This is a genomic window from Dysosmobacter welbionis (genome assembly GCF_005121165.3).
GTDB classification, from domain to species: domain Bacteria; phylum Bacillota; class Clostridia; order Oscillospirales; family Oscillospiraceae; genus Oscillibacter; species Oscillibacter welbionis.
Genome location: NZ_CP034413.3, coordinates 1,973,439 through 1,991,894 on the forward strand (window position 1 = coordinate 1,973,439; position 18,456 = coordinate 1,991,894).

Here is an 18,456-nt window from a genome sequence, read left to right on the forward strand (position 1 = left end):
CCGTGGAAAAGAAAAACTTCCCTGTTGAAAATGGTCTTTCAAAAAAGTCCGTGGAAAAATCCCCGGATCCTTCCACATCCCCTGTGGAGCCTCAAAATCCGACAGCGCAAGCCTTTCCCCGCCTTTTCCACAGCTTTTTTCCCTACGGCTGCTTTTTCTAAAAAATACATTTCTTTCTTTTTCAAAAGAGCGATTCCGACCCATATCTTCAAACCCCGACTAGAGAGGAAGTGCATGCATGAAATTCTCCTGTGAAAAAGCCCTTCTGCAAAGCGCCATCGCCGTCACCAGCCGCGCCGTGGCCCAGAAGAGCTCCATTCCCGCGCTGGAAGGGCTGCTGCTCCACGCGGACAGCCAGCTGACCATTTCCGGCTACAACCTGCAGACCGGCATCCGTACGAAGGTCTCCGCCGATGTAACGGAACCTGGCGAGATTGTTTTAAACGCCCGCCTCTTCGGCGACATCATCCGCCGGATGCCCGACGATGTGGTGGTTTTCACCGCGGATGACAAACAGCTGGTTCATCTCTCCTGCGGCGATGCGGACTTTGATATCCTGGGCCTCTCCGCGGCGGATTACCCGGAGCTGCCCATGGTGGAGGATGATTTTTCCGTCTCCATCCAACAGAAGCTGCTGCGTGCCATGATCGAGGAGACGGCCTTCGCTGTCTCCACCAATGAGAGCCGCCCCATCCATACCGGTGCCCTGTTCGAGATCACGGACCAGGGCCTGACTATGGTGGCGGTGGACGGATTCCGTCTGGCCATCCGGCGGGAGCCGCTGGAAAAGATCGACGGCGGCGCCTTTTCCTTTGTGGCGCCGGGCAGCGCCCTGGGCGAGGTGAAAAATATCTGTTCCGACGTGGAGGATCTGGCTGCCGTGACCCTGGGCAAAAGTCATATTCTATTTGAGGTAGGAGACACGGAGTTGATCTGCCGCCGGTTGGAGGGAGAGTTCCTGGATTATAAGAATGCCATCCCACGGAAGAATCCCATCTCCGTCATCGCGGACACCAAGGCCCTGATCGAGAGCATTGACCGCGTCAGTGTGGTGATCTCCGAAAAGCAGAAGAGTCCGGTCCGGTGCCTGTTTGACCACGACAAGGTGCTGCTCTCCGCCAAGACCGGAAACGGCGAGGCCAAGGATATCTGCCGCTTGTCCGGTGACGGCGGCGGGCTGGAGATCGGGTTCAACAACCGCTATCTGATGGAGGCTCTCCGGTACGCGCCGGCGGACACGGTGAAGATCGAGCTGAATACCGGCGTCTCCCCCGCCATCATCGTCCCCACGGAGGGGGAGGAAAACTTCCTCTATATGGTCCTGCCGGTGCGGCTGAAGAGCGCGGAGTGAGCAGATGGAGACGATCACGATTCACACGGAGTTCATCAAGCTCCAGGACCTGCTGAAATTCGCCAATCTGGTGTCCTCCGGCGGCGAGGCAAAGGAGCGGATCCAGGGCGGCGAGGTCACCGTCAACGGCGAGATCTGCACCATGCGGGGCAAAAAGATCCGCCCCGGAGACGATGTGGCCTTCCAGGGCGCCCATTACACGGTGGCCTATGCGGATTCTTGAGCTGGAGCTGCAGCATTTCCGCAACTACTCCGGCCAGCGGGTATCCTTTGACCCGGACTGCAATGTGATCTTTGGGGAGAACGCCCAGGGCAAGACCAATCTGCTGGAGGCCATCGTCTACCTCTCCTGCGGGAAATCCCCCGGGCCAGGACGGACCGGGAGATGATTGCCTTCGATGCGCCCGCCGCTGTGCTGGAAGCCGGGATCTCCGCCCGAGACCGGGAGTTCCGCACCCGGGTGGAGCTGTACCGGGACCGGCGGCGGAAGATGTGGGTGAATCAGGTGCCTGCCAAAAACAGCGCCGCCCTGAGTCAGGTGTACCACACCGTATTCTTCTGCCCGGATGACCTGTATCTGATCCGGGAGGGGGCCGCCGCCCGGCGGCGCTTCATGGACACCGCACTCTGCCAGTTGCGGCCGAGATACGCGGCCGCTCTGGCGGAGTACCACCGGCTCTATGACCACAAGACCCGCATTCTGCGGGACAGTGAGGAGCGGCCGGATCTCCTGGAGCTGCTGCCGGACTTCAACGAGCGGATGGTTCGTTTCGGCGCTGTGCTGGTCCACTACCGCCGGCAGTTCGCGGAGGCGCTGAACCGCTATGCCGCCCGCCACCATCGGGAGTGCTCCGGCGGAAGGGAGCGCCTGGAGGTCACCTATCAGACTGTTTCCTCCGTCACGGACCCGGCGGCGGAGGTGGAGGTCCTCACGGAGCAGCTCCGGGCCCACATGGAATCCCACCAGGGGGCGGAGCGGGCCTCCCGGATGTGCCTCTCCGGCCCCCACAAGGACGATCTGGTCATCACCATCGACGGCCGGGAGGCCAAATCCTACTCTTCCCAGGGTCAGACCCGCACCGCGGCTCTGGCGCTGAAGCTGGCGGAGCGGGAAATCTACCAGAACGCCACCGGCGAATACCCGGTGCTGCTGCTGGATGACGTTCTCAGTGAGCTGGATCCCCGCCGGCAGGAGTTCGTTCTCAACCGCATCGCGGGGGACAGGTGTTCATCACCTGCTGTGAGGATGACCGGCTGCCCCAAATGCTGGGCGGGAAGGTGTTCCATGTGAAACAGGGCGCCATCAGTGGATGATCCCTGCGGCCAGGCGGTAGCCTGTTCAATCAAACACAACAGATCCAATTACAGGCCCCCAACATGACAAAATGGAGGTAACCGTGATGAATTAGTACGCAGTGCTTCCCATTCTGGTTTTCGGCGGACCAGCTGCTGGCTTTCTCTGGGAGCTGATCGTGGGATTGGTCTGCCGGACAAGGCGCTATCTGCTGTGGGTGCCTGTTCTAGCGGGGGCGCTGGGACTGGCGCTGTGTGTGGTGTCTCCTTTCCATACCCTCCCGTTCTCCTTCCTACTGCTGTGCTGGGGGCTGTACGGTGGCGGACTTCTGTTTGGATGGAGTCTGTCCAACCTGCTCCGTGGCGGGGAGGACCACTTTCAGCGGTATGCCGTCCGTGCCGTTGCCCTCTGCTCCGGTGCGGCGCTGGCCATCGGCTTCGGTGTTCTGATCTCCCACGAGATGCGCAGCGCCACCTATACCATGGTGGAAGAAGACACCAGCGAGGAGCGCGTTCTGGCAGAGATCCCGGAGCTGGCCATTACAGAGACGGACCGGGAAATCCTCTCCGCCCTGGAGGAGAGTCCCTCCGTCCAGGCGGCCGTCGCCGGAGGGGAACAGTTCATCGATCTGCCACCGTCAGAACACGAGGACATCCACGCGATCCTGTCGGAATTTCTGGATGAAGAGCGCTACCAGTTTTCCGACGCGGGCGTCACCGCCCAGTCCGGGGAGGTCACCTCCCTGTATTACGATATTTTCGATCAGGAGAGGAATGTTCGGATCATCGTCATGGGCCTGGACACCGGAAATCTTAACAAGGTGATCACTGTCTACGATGGAGATCCGGAAGAGGAATTGTCCATGGTGATCTATGAAAATGACAACGGCGCCCTCCGCAAAATGAAGAAGCAGCGGATGTGGTTTTATGACTTCTATGAAACAGAGTTAGAATGAGGCACGGATCGCTCCCTCTACAAGGGCAGTTCCGCATCCGTAAGCGGCAAAGTCGCCAACAGATACCGAAAGGAGACCACCATGTACCTCCACATCGGCCAAAACGAAATTCTTCCCGACCGCCGGGTCATCGGCATCTTTGATCTGGACAAATGCAGTTACGGCAAGCGGACCCGGGAGTATCTGGCGGCCGCGGAGAAAGAGGGCGTGGTGCTGGACGTGTCCGGCGAGATCCCCAAGTCCTTCGTGGTGTGCGATCACCCCTATCACCGGCAGATCGTGTACCTCAGCCAGCTGAATTCCACCACCCTCCAGAAGCGGGCGGAGAGCGGAAACCTGGAATGAGCCAGGGGGAGATCCCATGGCGGCATATACGACACTGGTAAACCTTCCCCACTTTTTATCCTCGTTCACATCCCTGGAGACAGGAACTCTGGTGCTCTTTCTGGCGGCAGTGTTCACGGTGCAGCTGGTCCTGCTGCAAAATTACAGCAGGCGCCGGAGACGGCTGGTCCAGCCCGCTGCTTCTGGTGTACAGTGCGTTCCTTCTGCTGCTGTATTTTGCCTGGATGGCGCTGTTCACCGCCCTCCTGGCTCTGCTGACATATCTGATTTTGAAGAAATTACGCACTTGATTCCAACTTACATGGTTCAGGGCAAGGAGAAACGGGCCGGAGGCGGCTCCGGCCCGGCTCTTCTTGCCTTGGAACGGATATGAATATCCTGAAAGGAGAACCTGCATGGCAGAAAATGAACTGTTGAACTCCACTGCGGTGGACACGGCCAACGAGTACGACGCATCGGAAATTCAGGTGCTGGAAGGCCTGGAAGCCGTCCGGAAGCGGCCCGGCATGTATATCGGCTCCACGTCCACCTCCGGCCTGCACCATCTGGTCTATGAGATCGTGGACAACGCCATCGACGAGGCACTGGCCGGCTACTGCACCGACATCCTGGTGCGAATCAACGAGGGGGACACCATCACCGTGGTGGACAATGGCCGTGGCATCCCCGTGGACATCCAGGCCCAGACCGGCAAGCCCGCCCTGGAGGTAGTGTACACCGTCCTCCACGCCGGCGGCAAGTTCGGCGGTGGGGGCTACAAGGTCTCCGGCGGTCTCCACGGCGTGGGCGCCAGTGTGGTGAACGCCCTTTCCGAATGGCTGACGGTCCAGGTCCACCGGGACGGACATATCTATGAGATGAAGTTCTCCAGGGGCAATGTGACCCAGCCCATGACCATTGTGGGAGATACAGACCACACCGGCACCACTGTCACCTTCAAGCCGGACCCGGAGATGTTCGAGGATACGGAGTACAATTACGATACCCTCCACACCCGGATGCGGGAGGAGGCGTTCCTGAACGCTGGCCTGCGCATCCGCACTGTGGACGCCCGCCCCGGACGGGAGCAGGAGGACAACATGTGCTTCGAGGGCGGCATCCGGGAGTTTGTTACCTGGCTGAACAAGAGCAAGGATGTGCTTCACAACGACGTGATTTACATGTCCGGAGCCCGAGAGGACTCCGTGGCGGAAGTGGCCATGCAGTATAACGACGGCTACAACGAGACGATCCTCTCCTTCGCCAACAACGTCCACACGCCGGAGGGCGGCATGCACGAGGAGGGCTTCAAGCGGGCTCTCACCAATGTGCTGAACGCCTACGGCCGGAAGATCAAGCTGCTGAAGGACGACGAGAAGGTCTCCGGCGAGGACTGCCGGGAGGGCCTCACCTGCGTCATTTCCGTCAAGCTGACAGAGGCCCAGTTTGAGGGCCAGACCAAGTCGAAGTTGGGCAACAGTGAGATCCGGACCCTGGTGAATAACATCGTCTCCGAAAAGCTGGAGATCTTCCTGGAGGAGAACCCCCAGGTGGGCCGGATGATCCTGGATAAGGCTCTCACTGCCAATCGGGCGAGAGAGGCCGCCAAAAAGGCCCGGGAATCCATCCGCCGCAAGACGGCTCTCGGCGGCGCCGCCATGCCGGATAAGCTGCGGGACTGCAATGAGAACAATCCGGAGCTGACGGAGCTCTATATCGTCGAGGGAGACTCCGCAGGCGGCTCCGCCACCCAGGGGCGGGATTCCCGGTTCCAGGCCATTCTCCCCCTGTGGGGCAAGATGCTGAACGTGGAGAAGGCCCGGGCAGACAAGGTCTACGGCAACGACAAGCTCCAGCCCGTCATCACGGCCCTGGGCGCGGGCATCGGGGATGAGTTCGATCTGAACAGGCTCCGGTATCACAAGGTCATCATCATGGCCGATGCCGATGTGGACGGCGCCCATATCCGTACTCTGCTGCTGACCTTCTTCTTCCGCTTCATGCGGCCCCTGATCGAGGAGGGCTATGTCTACTCCGCCGTTCCGCCCCTGTATAAGCTGACCCGTGGCAAGACCACCCGAGTGGCCTTTGACGACATCCAGCGGGAGAAGATCGCCGCCGAGATGCGGGGCGACAACCCCAACGCCAAGATCGACATCTCCCGGTTCAAGGGCCTGGGTGAGATGAACCCCCATGAGCTGTGGGAGACCACCATGGACCCCACCACCCGGACGCTCCGGCGTATCACGCTGGATGACGCCGTGGCCGCGGACGAGACCTTTACCATCCTGATGGGCGAGAAGGTGGAGCCCCGGAAGGAATTTATCGAGCGCAACGCCCAATACGCGGTCAATCTTGACTATTGATCCGTAGGGCGGCTGCCCTCGGCCGCCCGTCCGATCAGATATGCCTTTGCGGGCCGGCGAGGGCGCCGGCCCCTACAAAAAGGAGATACGATACATGAGCAAAAAGCCCCAATACGATCCTGAGGAGATCCGGTACCCCGAACAGAAGATCGTGGAGTCACCGCTGGTCCCCGAGATGGAGAAATCCTACATTGAGTACGCCATGAGCGTCATCGTGGGCCGGGCTCTCCCTGACGTGCGGGATGGCCTGAAGCCCGTCCATCGCCGGATCCTCTACGCCATGTACGAGGATGGCCTCACGGTGGACAAACCCTTCAAAAAGTCCGCCACCTGCGTGGGCGACGTGCTGGGCCGGTACCATCCCCACGGCGATGCCAGCGTCTATGACGCTCTGGTCCGCCTGGCTCAGGATTTCTCCATGCGCTATCCCCTGGTGGACGGCCACGGCAACTTCGGGTCCGTGGATGGCGATCCCCCGGCGGCCTACCGGTACACGGAGGCCCGGATGTCCCGGCTCTCCGACGAGATGCTGCGGGACATTGAAAAGGACACTGTGGACTGGGACCCCAACTTCGACGAGACCCGCAAGGAGCCCCGTGTCCTGCCCTCCCGGTTTCCCAATCTGCTGGTGAACGGCTCCAGCGGCATCGCGGTGGGCATGGCCACCAATATCCCGCCCCACAACCTGCGGGAGGTGATCGGCGCCTGCATCTGCGTGCTGGACAATCCGGAGGCTCAGCTCAGTGATCTGATGCAGTACGTCAAGGGGCCGGACTTCCCCACCCGGGGCATCATCATGGGTCGCAGCGGCATCCGGCAGGCCTATGCCACCGGCCGGGGCCGGGTGGTGATCCGGGCCCGGCATGAGTTTGAGGAGTTCGGCAAGGACCGCACGCGCATTGTCATCACCGAGATCCCCTACCAGGTCAACAAGCGTATGCTCATCAAGAGCATGGCCGACCAGGTGGAAGACAAGCGTCTGGACGGCATCTCCGACATCCGGGACGAGTCCGACCGGGACGGAATGCGCATCGTCATCGAGCTGAAGCGGGACGCCAATCCCCAGGTGGTGCTGAACCGCCTGTTCGCCCAGACCCAGCTGCAGACCAGCTTTGCCATCAACATGCTGGCCCTGGTGAATAACCAGTCTCAGCCCAAGATCCTCTCCCTGCGCCACATCATTGACGAGTATCTGGCCTTCCAGGAGGAGGTCATTATCCGCCGCACCAAGTACGACCTGCGCAAGGCCCAGGAGCGGGCCCACCTGCTGGAGGGTCTGCTGGTGGCTCAGGACAACATCGACGAGGTTATCAAAATCATCCGCAGCAGCTACGACAACGCCAAGGAGAACCTGATGTCCCGCTTCGGTCTGGACGATGTCCAGGCCCAGGCCATTCTGGATATGCGGCTGAAAGCCCTTCAGGGCCTGGACCGGGAGAAGCTGGAGGCGGAGTACAAGGAGCTGGAGGAAAAGATCGCCTACTTCAACCAGCTGCTCTCCTCCGACGAGCTGCTGCGCAAGGTGCTGAAGGAGGAGCTCCAGGCCATCTCCGACAAATTCGGCGATGACCGGGTCACGGAGATCCAGGATGTGGAGGATGAGATCGACATCGAGGACCTGATCGAGGAGGAGCAGTGTGTCTTCACCCTGACCCAGGCGGGCTACATCAAGCGGACACCTGCCAGCGAGTACACCGCCCAGTCCAAGGGCGGCATGGGCAAGAAGGGCATCACCACCCGGGAGGAGGACTACGTGGTGGATGTGTTTACTGCCTCCACCCACGACTATATCCTCTTCTTCACCGACACCGGCAAGGTCTACCGGAAGAAGGGGTATCAAATCCCCGAGTCCGGCAAGGCTGCCAAGGGGACCAACATCGTCAACATCCTTCAGGTGGAGCAGGGCGAGCGGATCCAAGCCATGATCCATACCCGGTCCATTGAGGACGACGGCCGCTTCCTCTTCATGGTTACCCGGAACGGCACGGTGAAGCGCCTGCCGGCCAATACTCTGAAGAATCTGCGGAATAACGGCATCCGTGCCCTGCGGATGGAGGAGGGTGACCAGCTGATCGCTGTCCGGGAGACTGACGGCAGCCAGAAGATCCTCATCGCCACCCATGACGGTATGGCAGTCTGCTTTGACGAGAACGATGTGCGGCCCATGGGCCGGGACGCCGTGGGTGTGCGGGGTATCCGCCTGCGCCAGGGCGATTACGTGGTGGGCGCCGCCCGTGCCAAGGTCAATCATGCGGTGCTGGCCATCACGGAAAACGGCTACGGCAAGCAGACGCCGGTGGAGGACTATCGGATCACCAACCGGGGCGGCCTCGGCATCAAGAACTACATGGTGACGGACAAGACCGGCCCCGTGGTGGGCATCAAGGTGGTGGACGGCACGGAGGACCTGTTGTTGGTGACCCAGGCAGGCATCCTGATCCGCACCCCGGTGGACAGCATCCGCACCGCGGGCCGGGCCACTCAGGGCGTCATCGTCATGCGGTTCAAGGAGGAGGGGGATCACGTGATCTCCCTGGCGCTCACAGACCATGAGGAGGGCAGCGCCGAGGCCGAGGAATAAGGCCGTCCGGAGCCGGGGCGAAAACGCTTCTGCCGGAATGTTTATCAGAACACAGGGGGAGCTGTTCCCGAGGAGACGGCTCCCCCATTCAAAACCATCTTCCAAAAGGATTTCATGATGAAAACAGTCACCATCTACACCGACGGCGCCTGCTCCGGCAATCCGGGCCCCGGCGGCTGGGGCGCGATTTTGATGTACGGCCCCCACAGCCGGGAGCTCTCCGGCGGAGAGGCCGCCACCACCAACAACCGCATGGAGCTCACCGCCGTGATCCAAGCACTGTCCCTGCTGAAGGAGCCCTGCATCGTGGACCTCTGGTCCGATTCCAAATATGTGATCGATGGGCTGGAGAAGGGCTGGGCCAAAGGCTGGAAGGCTAGGGGCTGGAAAAAAGCTGACAAGAAGCCCGCCCTGAATCCGGATCTCTGGGACAGGCTGCTGTCCCTGACAGAGGTTCATTCCATCCGTTACCATTGGGTCAAGGGCCACGCGGAGAATGCGTACAACAACCGCTGTGATGAGCTGGCGGTGGCGGAGAGCCAGAAATACAAGTAGTATGTCTTCTGTACCCCGCAGAACGGGGCAGGCGCCGTACAAGCGGTTCGACGACGGCAAAGCCACGGCGGAGTCGGAATTTCCTCTCGCCGGGCAAATCAAAAAAATAGGTCCCCCACCGGCTCTGCCGGGCGAGGGACCATGCGGAGAGCGCATACAGCAACCACTGTGATGAGCTGGTGGCGGCCGGAGATCCTGATAGCCCCCGCTTCCTTCTCATGGGGAGAAAAAGTGAGAGAAACAGACCTATCTTCCAAAAAAAGACAAGTTTTTCTAAATTTTTCCGCTGTTTACGAAAACAGAAAAAAACATTCACAATCTGTTCATAAGAAAAACATAATTTAGAAAAAATTTTCGGATATCTTTATAATCAAGCAAAGGGTCCTCCCAAACCCGATGCGTTTTCTCCCTCCTAAAAACACACACAGCACAAAGGACCGCCACATGGCGGTCCTTTGTGTGTTTACGGCTGGATCAGCTCCTTGCTGAGATGGACGATGAAGTCCTGCACATTGGTGACGATGCCCCGGGCGGAGAGGCTTCCCCGGTCACTGAGTTTGTTCACGGCAAATTCTGAGATATCCACGCAGTAGAAATACACCTGCCGCACGGTTCCGTCTGCCAGCACCCGGTAGGAGGGGGTCATGTTTCCGGCGGCGATGGTGTGAAGGGCAGTGGCCATGCAGATCACCGTGGTGGCGGAGCGGATCTCTGCCCGCATGGCGTCCTGAGCGGCATAGACGTCTGCCAGCACCGGCGGCAGAGGCCCGTCGTCCCGGATGGAGCCCGCCAGTATGTACGGGACGCCGTGCCGTTCGCAGGTGTGCAGAATGCCGTTTTCGATCTGCTCCGCTTTCAGAAAGGCGGGAATCGATCCGTGGAGCCGCACCCGGTTGATGGTGTCCAGATGGTTGTAGTGCCCGTTGGGCTGACTTTCCTGCGTGTAGATGTTCTGCCCCAGAGCAGTGTTGAGGTAGGCTGCCTCCAGATCATGGGTGGCCAGCGCGTTGCCCGCCAGCACGGCATGGACAAAGCCGCCTGCGATGAGCCGGGAGAAGGCGTTGCGTGCGTCGTGGTCAAAGGCGAAGGCGGGCCCCATCACCCAGACTACCTTGCCGTGGTCCCGTTCGTGGCGCAGCAGTTCATAGAGCTCGTCATAGTCCCGGGAAAAGGCGGTCTCCCGGGAGCGGCCCTGCCGGAAGGCAAACACATCTCTGGCAACCCGGCGCTCCCGGAAGCCGTCCGGGTGGACGAGGATCCCCTCCTCTCCCTGTTCTGTGCGGCCGACGGCCACCAGATCTCCCTGCCGCAGGCGGCGGAATTCCCGGACGTCGATGCGGCCCCGATCCCACACGGCCACGCAGTCCATCCGGCTCTCCCGGGCCAGATGCCACTGCCCTGCGATTTTGAAGTATTCCGGAAAGATGCTCATGGCGTGGAAATTCTCCGGCGCCACGCCGTCCCGGGGCGCCGGGCGAAAGACGGCGTCCGGTGCGTTTTCCAGTGCGGGTGTGGAAAAGACCGGCGGAAAATAGGGGCGCAGCTGAAACGGCATAATGGCGTTCCTCCTTTGAAAGATGGTGCCGCTGTTCCACCCGGATGCAGAGAAGAAAAGCCCGGGGACCGCTCCTCGCAATACCTGCGGAGCAGTCTCCAGGCCCATCGGCATTCCCATCCGGCAAAAGGGCGCGGGAGGTTTGATTGCATTCAGAATATCAGAATGCCGCCAAAAAAACAAGGCCCTTTCTTGTAAATCCGGGCCGTCGGGTGTAGAATATCCAACATACAGGTTTTTCCTTCAAGGAGGCTTTTCAACATGAGAGACGGTTTTATCTCCGTGGCCGCAGGCACCCCCAAAATCCGGGTGGCGGACTGCCGCTATAACGCGGAACAAATTTTTACCCTGATGCGGGAGGCGGACAAGCAGGGGGTGAAGGTGCTGGCTCTTCCGGAACTGTGCCTCACCGGCTACACCTGCGGAGATCTGTTCCTGCAGGACACGCTGCTCCGGGGCGCCGAGGAGGGCCTTCAGACCATCCTGGAGGCTACAAGAAATCTGGAGATCGTGACGGCCCTTGGCCTGCCCGTGTGGGACAAATGGGACAACAAATTGTATAACTGTGCGGCTATTATACAAAAAGGAGAGATTTTGGGGCTGATTCCCAAGGTCTATCTGCCCAATTATGGGGAGTTTTATGAGCAGCGGTGGTTTGCATCCGGCAGCGGCGTGGAGCACGGGATTGAGCTGTGCGGGCAGCATGTGAGTCTCTGTACGAACCAGACCTTTGCCTGCGACACCATGCCCAACTTGGTGATCGGCGTGGAGATCTGCGAGGATCTGTGGGCCCCGGCGCCGCCCTCCGTGGAGCTGGCCCGGAAGGGCGCCACCGTGATTCTGAACCTCTCCGCATCCAATGAGCTGGTGGGCAAGGCGGACTACCGCCGCTCCCTAGTGACAGGCCAGTCCGCCCGGCTGATGTGCGGTTATGTGTACGCGGATGCCGGAGAGGGAGAGTCCACCACCGATGTGGTGTTCACCGGCCACAATATGATCGCGGAAAACGGTACCCTGCTGGCGGAGCGGCGGTTCGCCACCGGACTCACCGTCAGCGAGATCGATGTGGACCGGCTGATCCATGACCGCCGCCGGACCAACACCTTCACCTTCGGCAAGGAGCCGCCGGAGATCTGGCGGTGCGGCTTCACGCTGCCGGTGGAGGAGACCCGGCTCACCCGGTACGTCTCCCCATCTCCTTTCGTGCCGGAGGATGCCGCGGGCCGGGCGGAGCGGTGTGAGGAGATCCTGCGGATCGCCTCCCTGGGTCTGAAGAAGCGGCTGGAGCACACCGGCGCCAAGACGGCGGTGGTGGGCCTCTCCGGCGGGCTGGACTCCACCCTGGCCCTGCTGATCACGGCCCTGGCCATGGGGATGCTGAATCGGCCCGCCAGCGACATCGTGGCCGTCACCATGCCCTGCTTCGGCACCACTGCCCGGACGAAGTCCAACGCGGAGCTGCTGGCGGAGCGGATGGGTGCCACGCTGAAGATCATTGACATCTCCCAGGCGGTGCGGCGACATTTTACCGACATCGGACAGAACATGGAGAACCATGACGTCACCTTTGAAAACGGCCAGGCCCGGGAGCGGACCCAGGTCCTGATGGACATTGCAAACCAGACCGGCGGCCTGGTGATCGGCACGGGAGATCTCAGTGAGTTGGCCCTGGGCTGGTGCACCTACAATGGCGACCACATGAGCAACTACGCCGTCAACTGCTCCATCCCCAAGACCCTGGTGCGGCATCTGGTGGCCTATCTGGCCCGGGACAACGCGGAGAAGGACGAGGCCCTCCATGACGTGCTGGAGGATATTCTGGACACCCCTGTCTCCCCGGAGCTGCTGCCCGCTGTCCAAGGGGAGATCAGCCAGCGGACCGAGGATCTGGTGGGGCCCTATGAGCTACACGACTTCTTCCTGTACTACATGCTCCGCTGGGGCTTCCCGCCCCGGAAGATCTACCGTCTGGCGCTGTATGCCCTGGGGAAGACCTACACCCCGGATGTGATCCTGAAGTGGCTGAAGACCTTCTACCGCCGCTTCTTCTCTCAGCAGTTCAAGCGCAGCTGTCTGCCGGACGGCCCCAAGGTAGGTTCTGCGGCACTCTCCCCCCGCGGCGACTGGCGGATGCCGAGCGATGCTTCCGCGGCACTGTGGCAGGCAGAACTGGAGACACTGGAGTAAACGGAAGAGAGGAGCCAGTTGCCGAACATGGGGGGCCCAAAAAAATCAAAGATTTTTTGGGGAAAGAAGGAGCAAGGGAGCGTCCGGAGCTTTTGCCGTGGGCAGAATCGGAGGGGAGCGGACTTTGCGACGACGCGGCGGATGCCGAGCGATGCTTCCGCGGCACTGTGGCAGGCAGAACTGGAGACACTGGAGTCAGTGCATTTTTAACAGTATGTGGAAAGCGGACCAGGGCGACGGCTATACAGCCGGCGCTCTGGTCTTTCTATGCGTATACAGATAAACACGGACAGGCAGCATGAACTTTCGCAGTTCTTGACAGATTCTCCCCCCTCCCATTAAAATAGAAGAAAAATTGTTTGAAAACGGAAAGGAAGCACACGATGGAAGAATCTCTAGAACATATCCGGGAGAGCGCGGAGACACGAATGAGGAAGAATGCCTTCATGCTCCATAATTATATCGAGCTGGAACGCGTGGAAAAAGACCGGGCGGTCTTCAAGCTGGACATCCGCCCGGAGAGCTGCAACCCCTATGGGCTGATTCATGGCGGCGCCATCTACACCCTGGCGGACAACGCCACCGGCGCGGCGGCCCACAGCGACGGGCGGTATTACGTCACACAGACCAGCGCGCTCCACTTCCTGCGCAACCAGGCCACAGGGACGGTGCGGGCCTCTGCTTGGGTCCGGCACCGTGGAAAGTCCACGGTGCTCACCGCTGTGGACATCACCGGAGAGGGCGGCAGGCTGCTGGCCACGGGGGAGTTCACCTTCTTCTGTGTAGACAAGGCGCTGATGGACCAGAAGGCGGCCGCTGAGCAGAAATAAGAGAGATGCGGGAGAGGGCGAACCCCTCTCCCCTTTTTCCCAAACACTGTGGAAAACCGGGCTGTCATATCTCCGCCCGCCGCCGCATAAGGTTGTCCCAGAGGTGAGGCGATATGAAGAGGCCGGTTTTTCCAGGCCCGTTCAGAAGAGGGCTCCGGCGGCTGGGCGCAGCCGGGCTGGCGGCCGGGACCCTTTGGGCGGTTGTGGTCACCGCCGGAAGCGACAGCGCGTCTGCAGCCTGGGCGGCCCTGCGGGCGGCGTCTCCGCTGGCGGCGCTGAAATGGGAGCTGGGGGACCTGTGGGCGAACGATGACCTCTCCCCCGCCGCGGTGATGACGTTGGGAGAGTCTCCCCTGCTGTTGTCCGCCCGGGCGGCTGTGGCGGAGCTGTGGTCCACCGAGCGGACGGAGGAATCCGGTGCGGACGGCCGGGAGGAGACTGTCACGGAGCCGGTGGAGGAGACGCCGCTGGAGACCACGGGAGAGACGGACAACGGCGTTCCGGCCAGAACACTGGTGCCTACGGACCCCAGCGGCTATACGGTCTGCGGCCGGTCCTACATCTCCAACAGCACGGACCACGCCCTCACCGTCACGGAGCTGTCGGAGCCCTTTGACGCCCGGCTCGCCGATGGGGAGCCTCAGATTCTGATCCTCCACACCCACGGCAGCGAGGCCTACACCCCACCCCCGGGCACGGACATCGTCTGGTCCGGCAACTACCGCACTACGGACTCCCGCTACAACGTGGTGGGGGTGGGAGACGAGATGGCGGAGGTGTTTACCGCCGCCGGGATCTCCGTCCTCCATGACCGGACACTGTACGACTACTCGTCGTACAACGACGCCTATAACAACGCCCTGGCGGCCATTGAGACCTATCTGGCGGAATACCCCTCCATCCGCTTCATCCTGGATGTCCACCGGGACGCCATCGGCGACGCGGAGGGCAATCAGTACAAGGTGATCTCGGAGATCGACGGGGTGGGCACCTCCGCCCAGATGACTCTGGTGATGGGCAGCGACGGCAGCGGCCTGGCTCATGAGCACTGGATGGAGAATCTGAAACTGGCGGTGGCCCTTCAGGACAATATCTTGCAAAGCTATCCCACCCTGATGCGGCCGATCCTGCTGCGGAATTCCCGCTATAACCAGCACGCCACCACCGGCTCCTTGCTGGTAGAGGTAGGGGCCGCCGGCAACTCTCCGGAGGAGGCCGCCCTGGCGGGCCGCCTGTTCGCCCAGCAGATGGCGGACTATCTCATTGATCTGGGCAAGTGACAGAGGCGGTCCTGCGGAGAGCAGGCCATCCGGCCCCGGTCCGACGGCAAAAGCCCCGTCCGAACGGACGGGGCTTTTTGCTTTGAAGGCTCAGGGCTCCTCCGCCAGGGGGAAGGACACCACAGCGGTGAACAAGTCCGCCAGCGTCTCCACGTGGAAATCTCCGCCGCAGGCCTCGGTAAAGGAGCTGGCGATGGAAAGGCCCAAGCCGCTGCCGCCATCGGTACGGCTGGCGTCGCCCCGGACGAACCGGGCCGTCAGGTCCACGCCTGTGGGCAGCTCCTCCCGGGAGGTGTTGCGCAGGCTGGCCTCCGCCCTGCCCACCTCGGTCTTTAAGGAGAGGTAGACCCGGCTTCCCGCCAGGGCATATTTCAGGGCGTTGTCGATGAGGTTCTGGAACACCCGGTACAGCCGCCGGCCGTCAGCCGTGATCATCACCGGTATCTCCGGCAGCTCCATCCGGAAGGTCAGCCCGCTTTGGGAGATAGGCCCCTCCAGGTCCGCCAGGGTCTGCCGCAGGAGCTTGGCAAAATCCAGCCGCTCCAAGTGGACCGGCAGCTGGCCGGAGGCGGCCTTGCTGACCTCGAACACATCCTGGACCATCACTGCCAGCCGTCGGGCCTTCTCGTCGATGATCCGGGCGTAGTCCGCTGCGGCCCCCTCCAGGGGCTCCTGCCGCAGCAGTTCCGCATAGGAGAGCACAGAGGTCAGGGGCGTTTTCAGGTCGTGGGACACGTTGGAGATCAGCTCTACCTTCATCCGTTCGCTGCGGGTCTGCTCTGCCAGGGCCCGGTGCAGGCCCGCCTGGATGTCGTTCAGCTGCTCCGCGGTCTGATGCAGGTCTGCGTCCGCCGGCAGGTCCAGGGGCGTTTCCAGATCCCCGTCCCGGATGGCCGTCACTTGGTCCGCCAGCAGGCCGATATCCCGGACCAGGGTCCAGTCCCGCCGGATCCAGAAGATTTCCAGGACCCCTATCAGCGCAAAGGCGGGAACAAAAACGCAGATCACAGTCAGAGAAGAGTTCCAAAGCATTTCATACACAGGGACACAGCAGAGAACAGCTGTAAGCATAATGGCCCATAGTGCAAGGTTCCGCACCAGAGACCGCCGCCGGAGCCGCTTCTGCACCGGCAGCTTCAAGTCTCTTGCCAAGAATGCGTTTTTCAGCCCCCTCAACAGACTCCGCCGCTGCTCCCTTTCCGTGTTTTTCCGGGTGATGTGCCGCAGCCACAGCGCCCACACCAGCGCCAGCAGCGCCGGGGCATTGGCGGGCAGCAGCGCCGCCAGCCGCAGGGCGTCCGTCACGGTCGGACCCACCCAGCCGTAATACCAGAATTCAAAGGGAGAGTAGCCGCCGAATCCTGTGGAGAACACCATGGAGAGGACTGCCAGGGCAGCCGCCAGCCACCAGATCTCCCCGGGCACGCGGCGAGTGAGAGCGGCCAGCTTTTTCTCCGCCTTCCGCCGTTCCGCCCGCAGGAGACGGGTACTCACCAGATACGCAATGCCGAGCACACACAGCACTGCCCGCAGCAGGTAGAACTTCTGCATCCCCTGGATGCGCTGATACAGGCTGTAGAGATCGTTAGCGGGGCGGGACGCCCCGCCGCTGTTCGGCTGGAGATAAGGCACCGGCTCCTCCCGGACGGCCATGTAGACGGTCACATCCGCCGCGTCCTCCCCGGCCGTGAAATTCTCATAGCCGGGGACGTCCCACAGGGAATCCTCTGTAAAAAATCCATCGCCGTAAACGTCCACTGGCTCTCCATCCTTGGTGATGGTGACTGTACCGTTCTGGAAGGTCAGCAGAAAGTTGTAGCCCTCCGGCACGGCCCAGCTGGAGGAGAGGATCATATTCGCTGGAGCATTGCTGTAATAGGAGTCCTCCCCCGATCCCTGGACCCGGTAGAGGAGATTCTTGTCCTCTACATAGGAGGCGTCTGGCGCCTCCTCTTTCGGGGTTGCTATATCTTCTGTGGCAGTGTCCGTGGATCCCCACTCGTACCAGGTGATGCCAGCACTGGACACGACGTAGGTATCCCCGGAAGCAGTATCCCACCACTCCAGGTCGCTGCCAGTGGCCATAGCCAGAAAGGCCCGCAGCCGTTGGGCCACCTCCTGCCGGAAGGCTGGGGTCTCCTGCCAGTCTGTACTCCACCATCCGCTGCCGAAGGAGCCGCTGTCGACCCCGCTGGCCAGGCGGCCCGCCGTCTGTCCCAGGCTCCCCAGCACCAGGCTCACGCCCAGTACCAGGGCCGCCAGTCCGGCCGCCGCCCGCAGCCTGCCGCAGGTCTTTCCGGAGACGCGGACCTTCGCCACGCCCGGGGCGTCCTCCACCCCCTTCAGAGCCTCCCGGACCTCCCCGGCCACAAGTTGTTCCAGACCTTCGTCAGGTCCCGTGCTGTTCCATTTTGTATCCAATGCCCCACACCACCTTGATGTAATCTGGCTCCTTGGGATTGAGCTCGATTTTTTCCCGAATGCGCCGGATGTGGACCATCACCGTGTTTTCGCAGGCGTAGGCCGCCTCCCCGTCCCACACCCGGCGGTAGATCTCCTCCGCCGGGAAGATGCGGCCGGGGTTACGCATCAGCAGGTCCACGATCTTTGTCTCCGTGGCGGTGAGCTTCACCGCTTCCCCATCCGCCCGCAGTTCCCGGCGGTCCGGGTCGTAGGTGAGGCGCCCGTTGACGATGAGGCCCTGCCGCTCCTCCGCGTGGACGTCCCCAGCAGGGTGTACCGCCGCAGCTGGCTCCGGACTCTGGCCGCCAGCTCCTGGGGGTTGAAGGGCTTGGTCACATAGTCGTCCGCCCCCATGGAGAGGCCCAGGATCTTGTCCGTGTCCTCACTTTTGGCGGAGAGGACGATCACCGGCAGGTTCCGCTTTTCCCGGATCCGCAGCAGAGCGGACAGCCCGTCCAGCTTGGGCATCATCACGTCGATGAGGATCAGCCGCACCGCCGGGTCCAGGGCCAGATCCAGAGCCTCCATGCCGTCATAGGCCCGCAGGACCCGGTAGCCCTCCCGCTCCAGGGTGATGGCGATGGCCCCCACGATCTCCGGATCGTCGTCTACCACCAGAATGCACGCGTTCATCTCGATCCCTCCTTGAGCTGATTGTAGCATACCAGGGAATTCTTACAAACACCCGGAGAAATTTCTTACAGATTTCTTACGG

15 protein-coding genes and 1 pseudogene are annotated in these 18,456 nt (G+C 61.5%); 13 read left to right on the forward strand and 3 right to left on the reverse strand.

Features of this window, described 5'->3' with window-relative positions; all coding sequences use genetic code 11:
- The first annotated feature begins 2 nt into the window (after positions 1 to 2).
- From EIO64_RS10575 to rnhA, 10 genes are all read left to right on the forward strand, one after another.
- Positions 3 to 161 carry a hypothetical protein gene (locus EIO64_RS10575; RefSeq protein ID WP_207754050.1) on the forward strand — a complete coding sequence of 53 codons (159 nt, stop codon included), beginning with the start codon at positions 3 to 5 and terminating at the stop codon, positions 159 to 161.
- Between the two features lie 77 nt (positions 162 to 238).
- A complete protein-coding gene (gene dnaN, locus EIO64_RS10580) occupies positions 239 to 1,351 on the forward strand; it encodes a DNA polymerase III subunit beta (RefSeq protein WP_136891322.1) in 1,113 nt (370 codons plus the stop codon).
- Between the two features lie 4 nt (positions 1,352 to 1,355).
- On the forward strand, positions 1,356 to 1,574 hold the full coding sequence (locus EIO64_RS10585; protein ID WP_021751142.1) for an RNA-binding S4 domain-containing protein: 219 nt from the start codon (positions 1,356 to 1,358) through the stop codon (positions 1,572 to 1,574).
- Positions 1,561 to 1,740 (forward strand): AAA family ATPase, encoded by a 180-nt coding sequence (locus tag EIO64_RS10590; protein ID WP_136891323.1) that lies wholly within the window; start codon positions 1,561 to 1,563, stop codon positions 1,738 to 1,740. The genes EIO64_RS10585 and EIO64_RS10590 overlap by 14 nt, the downstream gene beginning before the upstream one ends.
- Positions 1,737 to 2,642: a DNA replication/repair protein RecF gene (recF, locus tag EIO64_RS10595; RefSeq protein WP_136891324.1), complete on the forward strand. Its 906-nt coding sequence runs from the start codon at positions 1,737 to 1,739 to the stop codon at positions 2,640 to 2,642. Before EIO64_RS10590 ends, recF begins: the two co-directional genes overlap by 4 nt.
- 124 nt (positions 2,643 to 2,766) lie before the next feature.
- Positions 2,767 to 3,600: a hypothetical protein gene (locus EIO64_RS10600; RefSeq protein WP_158629767.1), complete on the forward strand. Its 834-nt coding sequence runs from the start codon at positions 2,767 to 2,769 to the stop codon at positions 3,598 to 3,600.
- An 81-nt stretch (positions 3,601 to 3,681) separates the two neighbouring features.
- Positions 3,682 to 3,945 carry an extracellular matrix regulator RemB gene (remB, locus tag EIO64_RS10605; RefSeq protein WP_021751139.1) on the forward strand — a complete coding sequence of 88 codons (264 nt, stop codon included), beginning with the start codon at positions 3,682 to 3,684 and terminating at the stop codon, positions 3,943 to 3,945.
- Between the two features lie 395 nt (positions 3,946 to 4,340).
- Positions 4,341 to 6,290, forward strand: a complete 1,950-nt coding sequence (gyrB, locus tag EIO64_RS10610; RefSeq protein ID WP_136891326.1) for a DNA topoisomerase (ATP-hydrolyzing) subunit B — start codon at positions 4,341 to 4,343, stop codon at positions 6,288 to 6,290.
- A gap of 94 nt (positions 6,291 to 6,384) precedes the next feature.
- The gene (gene gyrA / locus EIO64_RS10615; RefSeq protein WP_119310364.1) at positions 6,385 to 8,871 is read left to right on the forward strand and encodes a DNA gyrase subunit A; all 2,487 of its coding nucleotides are present in this window, start codon (positions 6,385 to 6,387) and stop codon (positions 8,869 to 8,871) included.
- 117 nt (positions 8,872 to 8,988) lie between these two features.
- Positions 8,989 to 9,426, forward strand: a complete 438-nt coding sequence (gene rnhA / locus EIO64_RS10620; RefSeq protein WP_036631207.1) for a ribonuclease HI — start codon at positions 8,989 to 8,991, stop codon at positions 9,424 to 9,426.
- Positions 9,427 to 9,889: 463 nt separating this feature from the next.
- Here rnhA and EIO64_RS10625 read toward each other — a convergent pair whose 3' ends face one another.
- Complete coding sequence (locus EIO64_RS10625; RefSeq protein WP_119310365.1) at positions 9,890 to 10,981, reverse strand: putative NPN-dependent ornithine cyclodeaminase; 1,092 nt, start codon at positions 10,979 to 10,981, stop codon at positions 9,890 to 9,892.
- Positions 10,982 to 11,242: 261 nt separating this feature from the next.
- Between EIO64_RS10625 and EIO64_RS10630 the strand changes: the two genes are divergently transcribed.
- The 3 genes from EIO64_RS10630 (at position 11,243) to spoIIP (ending at position 15,278) form a co-directional block, all read left to right on the forward strand.
- On the forward strand, positions 11,243 to 13,168 hold the full coding sequence (locus EIO64_RS10630; protein WP_136891327.1) for an NAD(+) synthase: 1,926 nt from the start codon (positions 11,243 to 11,245) through the stop codon (positions 13,166 to 13,168).
- Between the two features lie 383 nt (positions 13,169 to 13,551).
- Complete coding sequence (locus EIO64_RS10635) at positions 13,552 to 13,998, forward strand: PaaI family thioesterase (protein ID WP_136891328.1); 447 nt, start codon at positions 13,552 to 13,554, stop codon at positions 13,996 to 13,998.
- Positions 13,999 to 14,111: 113 nt separating this feature from the next.
- Entirely contained in the window at positions 14,112 to 15,278 is a 1,167-nt protein-coding gene (gene spoIIP / locus EIO64_RS10640) for a stage II sporulation protein P (RefSeq protein ID WP_136891329.1), read from the forward strand.
- Between the two features lie 90 nt (positions 15,279 to 15,368).
- Here spoIIP and EIO64_RS10645 read toward each other — a convergent pair whose 3' ends face one another.
- Both EIO64_RS10645 and EIO64_RS10650 read right to left on the reverse strand, forming a co-directional pair.
- Positions 15,369 to 17,699 (reverse strand): sensor histidine kinase, encoded by a 2,331-nt coding sequence (locus EIO64_RS10645; RefSeq protein ID WP_136891330.1) that lies wholly within the window; start codon positions 17,697 to 17,699, stop codon positions 15,369 to 15,371.
- Positions 17,668 to 18,374, reverse strand: a pseudogene (locus EIO64_RS10650) (response regulator transcription factor). Before EIO64_RS10650 ends, EIO64_RS10645 begins: the two are co-directional and overlap by 32 nt.
- Between the last annotated feature and the right edge of the window lie 82 nt (positions 18,375 to 18,456).

Excerpts from the sequence above, each read along its gene's own strand:
- dnaN (WP_136891322.1), top strand. The coding sequence starts at position 239 with ATGAAATTCTCCTGTGAAAAAGCCCTTCTGCAAAGCGCCATCGCCGTC.
- EIO64_RS10585 (WP_021751142.1), top strand. The coding sequence starts at position 1,356 with ATGGAGACGATCACGATTCACACGGAGTTCATCAAGCTCCAGGACCTG.
- EIO64_RS10590 (WP_136891323.1), top strand. The coding sequence starts at position 1,561 with ATGCGGATTCTTGAGCTGGAGCTGCAGCATTTCCGCAACTACTCCGGC.
- recF (WP_136891324.1), top strand. The coding sequence starts at position 1,737 with ATGATTGCCTTCGATGCGCCCGCCGCTGTGCTGGAAGCCGGGATCTCC.
- remB (WP_021751139.1), top strand. The coding sequence starts at position 3,682 with ATGTACCTCCACATCGGCCAAAACGAAATTCTTCCCGACCGCCGGGTC.
- gyrB (WP_136891326.1), top strand. The coding sequence starts at position 4,341 with ATGGCAGAAAATGAACTGTTGAACTCCACTGCGGTGGACACGGCCAAC.
- gyrA (WP_119310364.1), top strand. The coding sequence starts at position 6,385 with ATGAGCAAAAAGCCCCAATACGATCCTGAGGAGATCCGGTACCCCGAA.
- rnhA (WP_036631207.1), top strand. The coding sequence starts at position 8,989 with ATGAAAACAGTCACCATCTACACCGACGGCGCCTGCTCCGGCAATCCG.
- EIO64_RS10625 (WP_119310365.1), bottom strand. The coding sequence starts at position 10,981 with ATGCCGTTTCAGCTGCGCCCCTATTTTCCGCCGGTCTTTTCCACACCC.
- EIO64_RS10630 (WP_136891327.1), top strand. The coding sequence starts at position 11,243 with ATGAGAGACGGTTTTATCTCCGTGGCCGCAGGCACCCCCAAAATCCGG.
- EIO64_RS10635 (WP_136891328.1), top strand. The coding sequence starts at position 13,552 with ATGGAAGAATCTCTAGAACATATCCGGGAGAGCGCGGAGACACGAATG.
- spoIIP (WP_136891329.1), top strand. The coding sequence starts at position 14,112 with ATGAAGAGGCCGGTTTTTCCAGGCCCGTTCAGAAGAGGGCTCCGGCGG.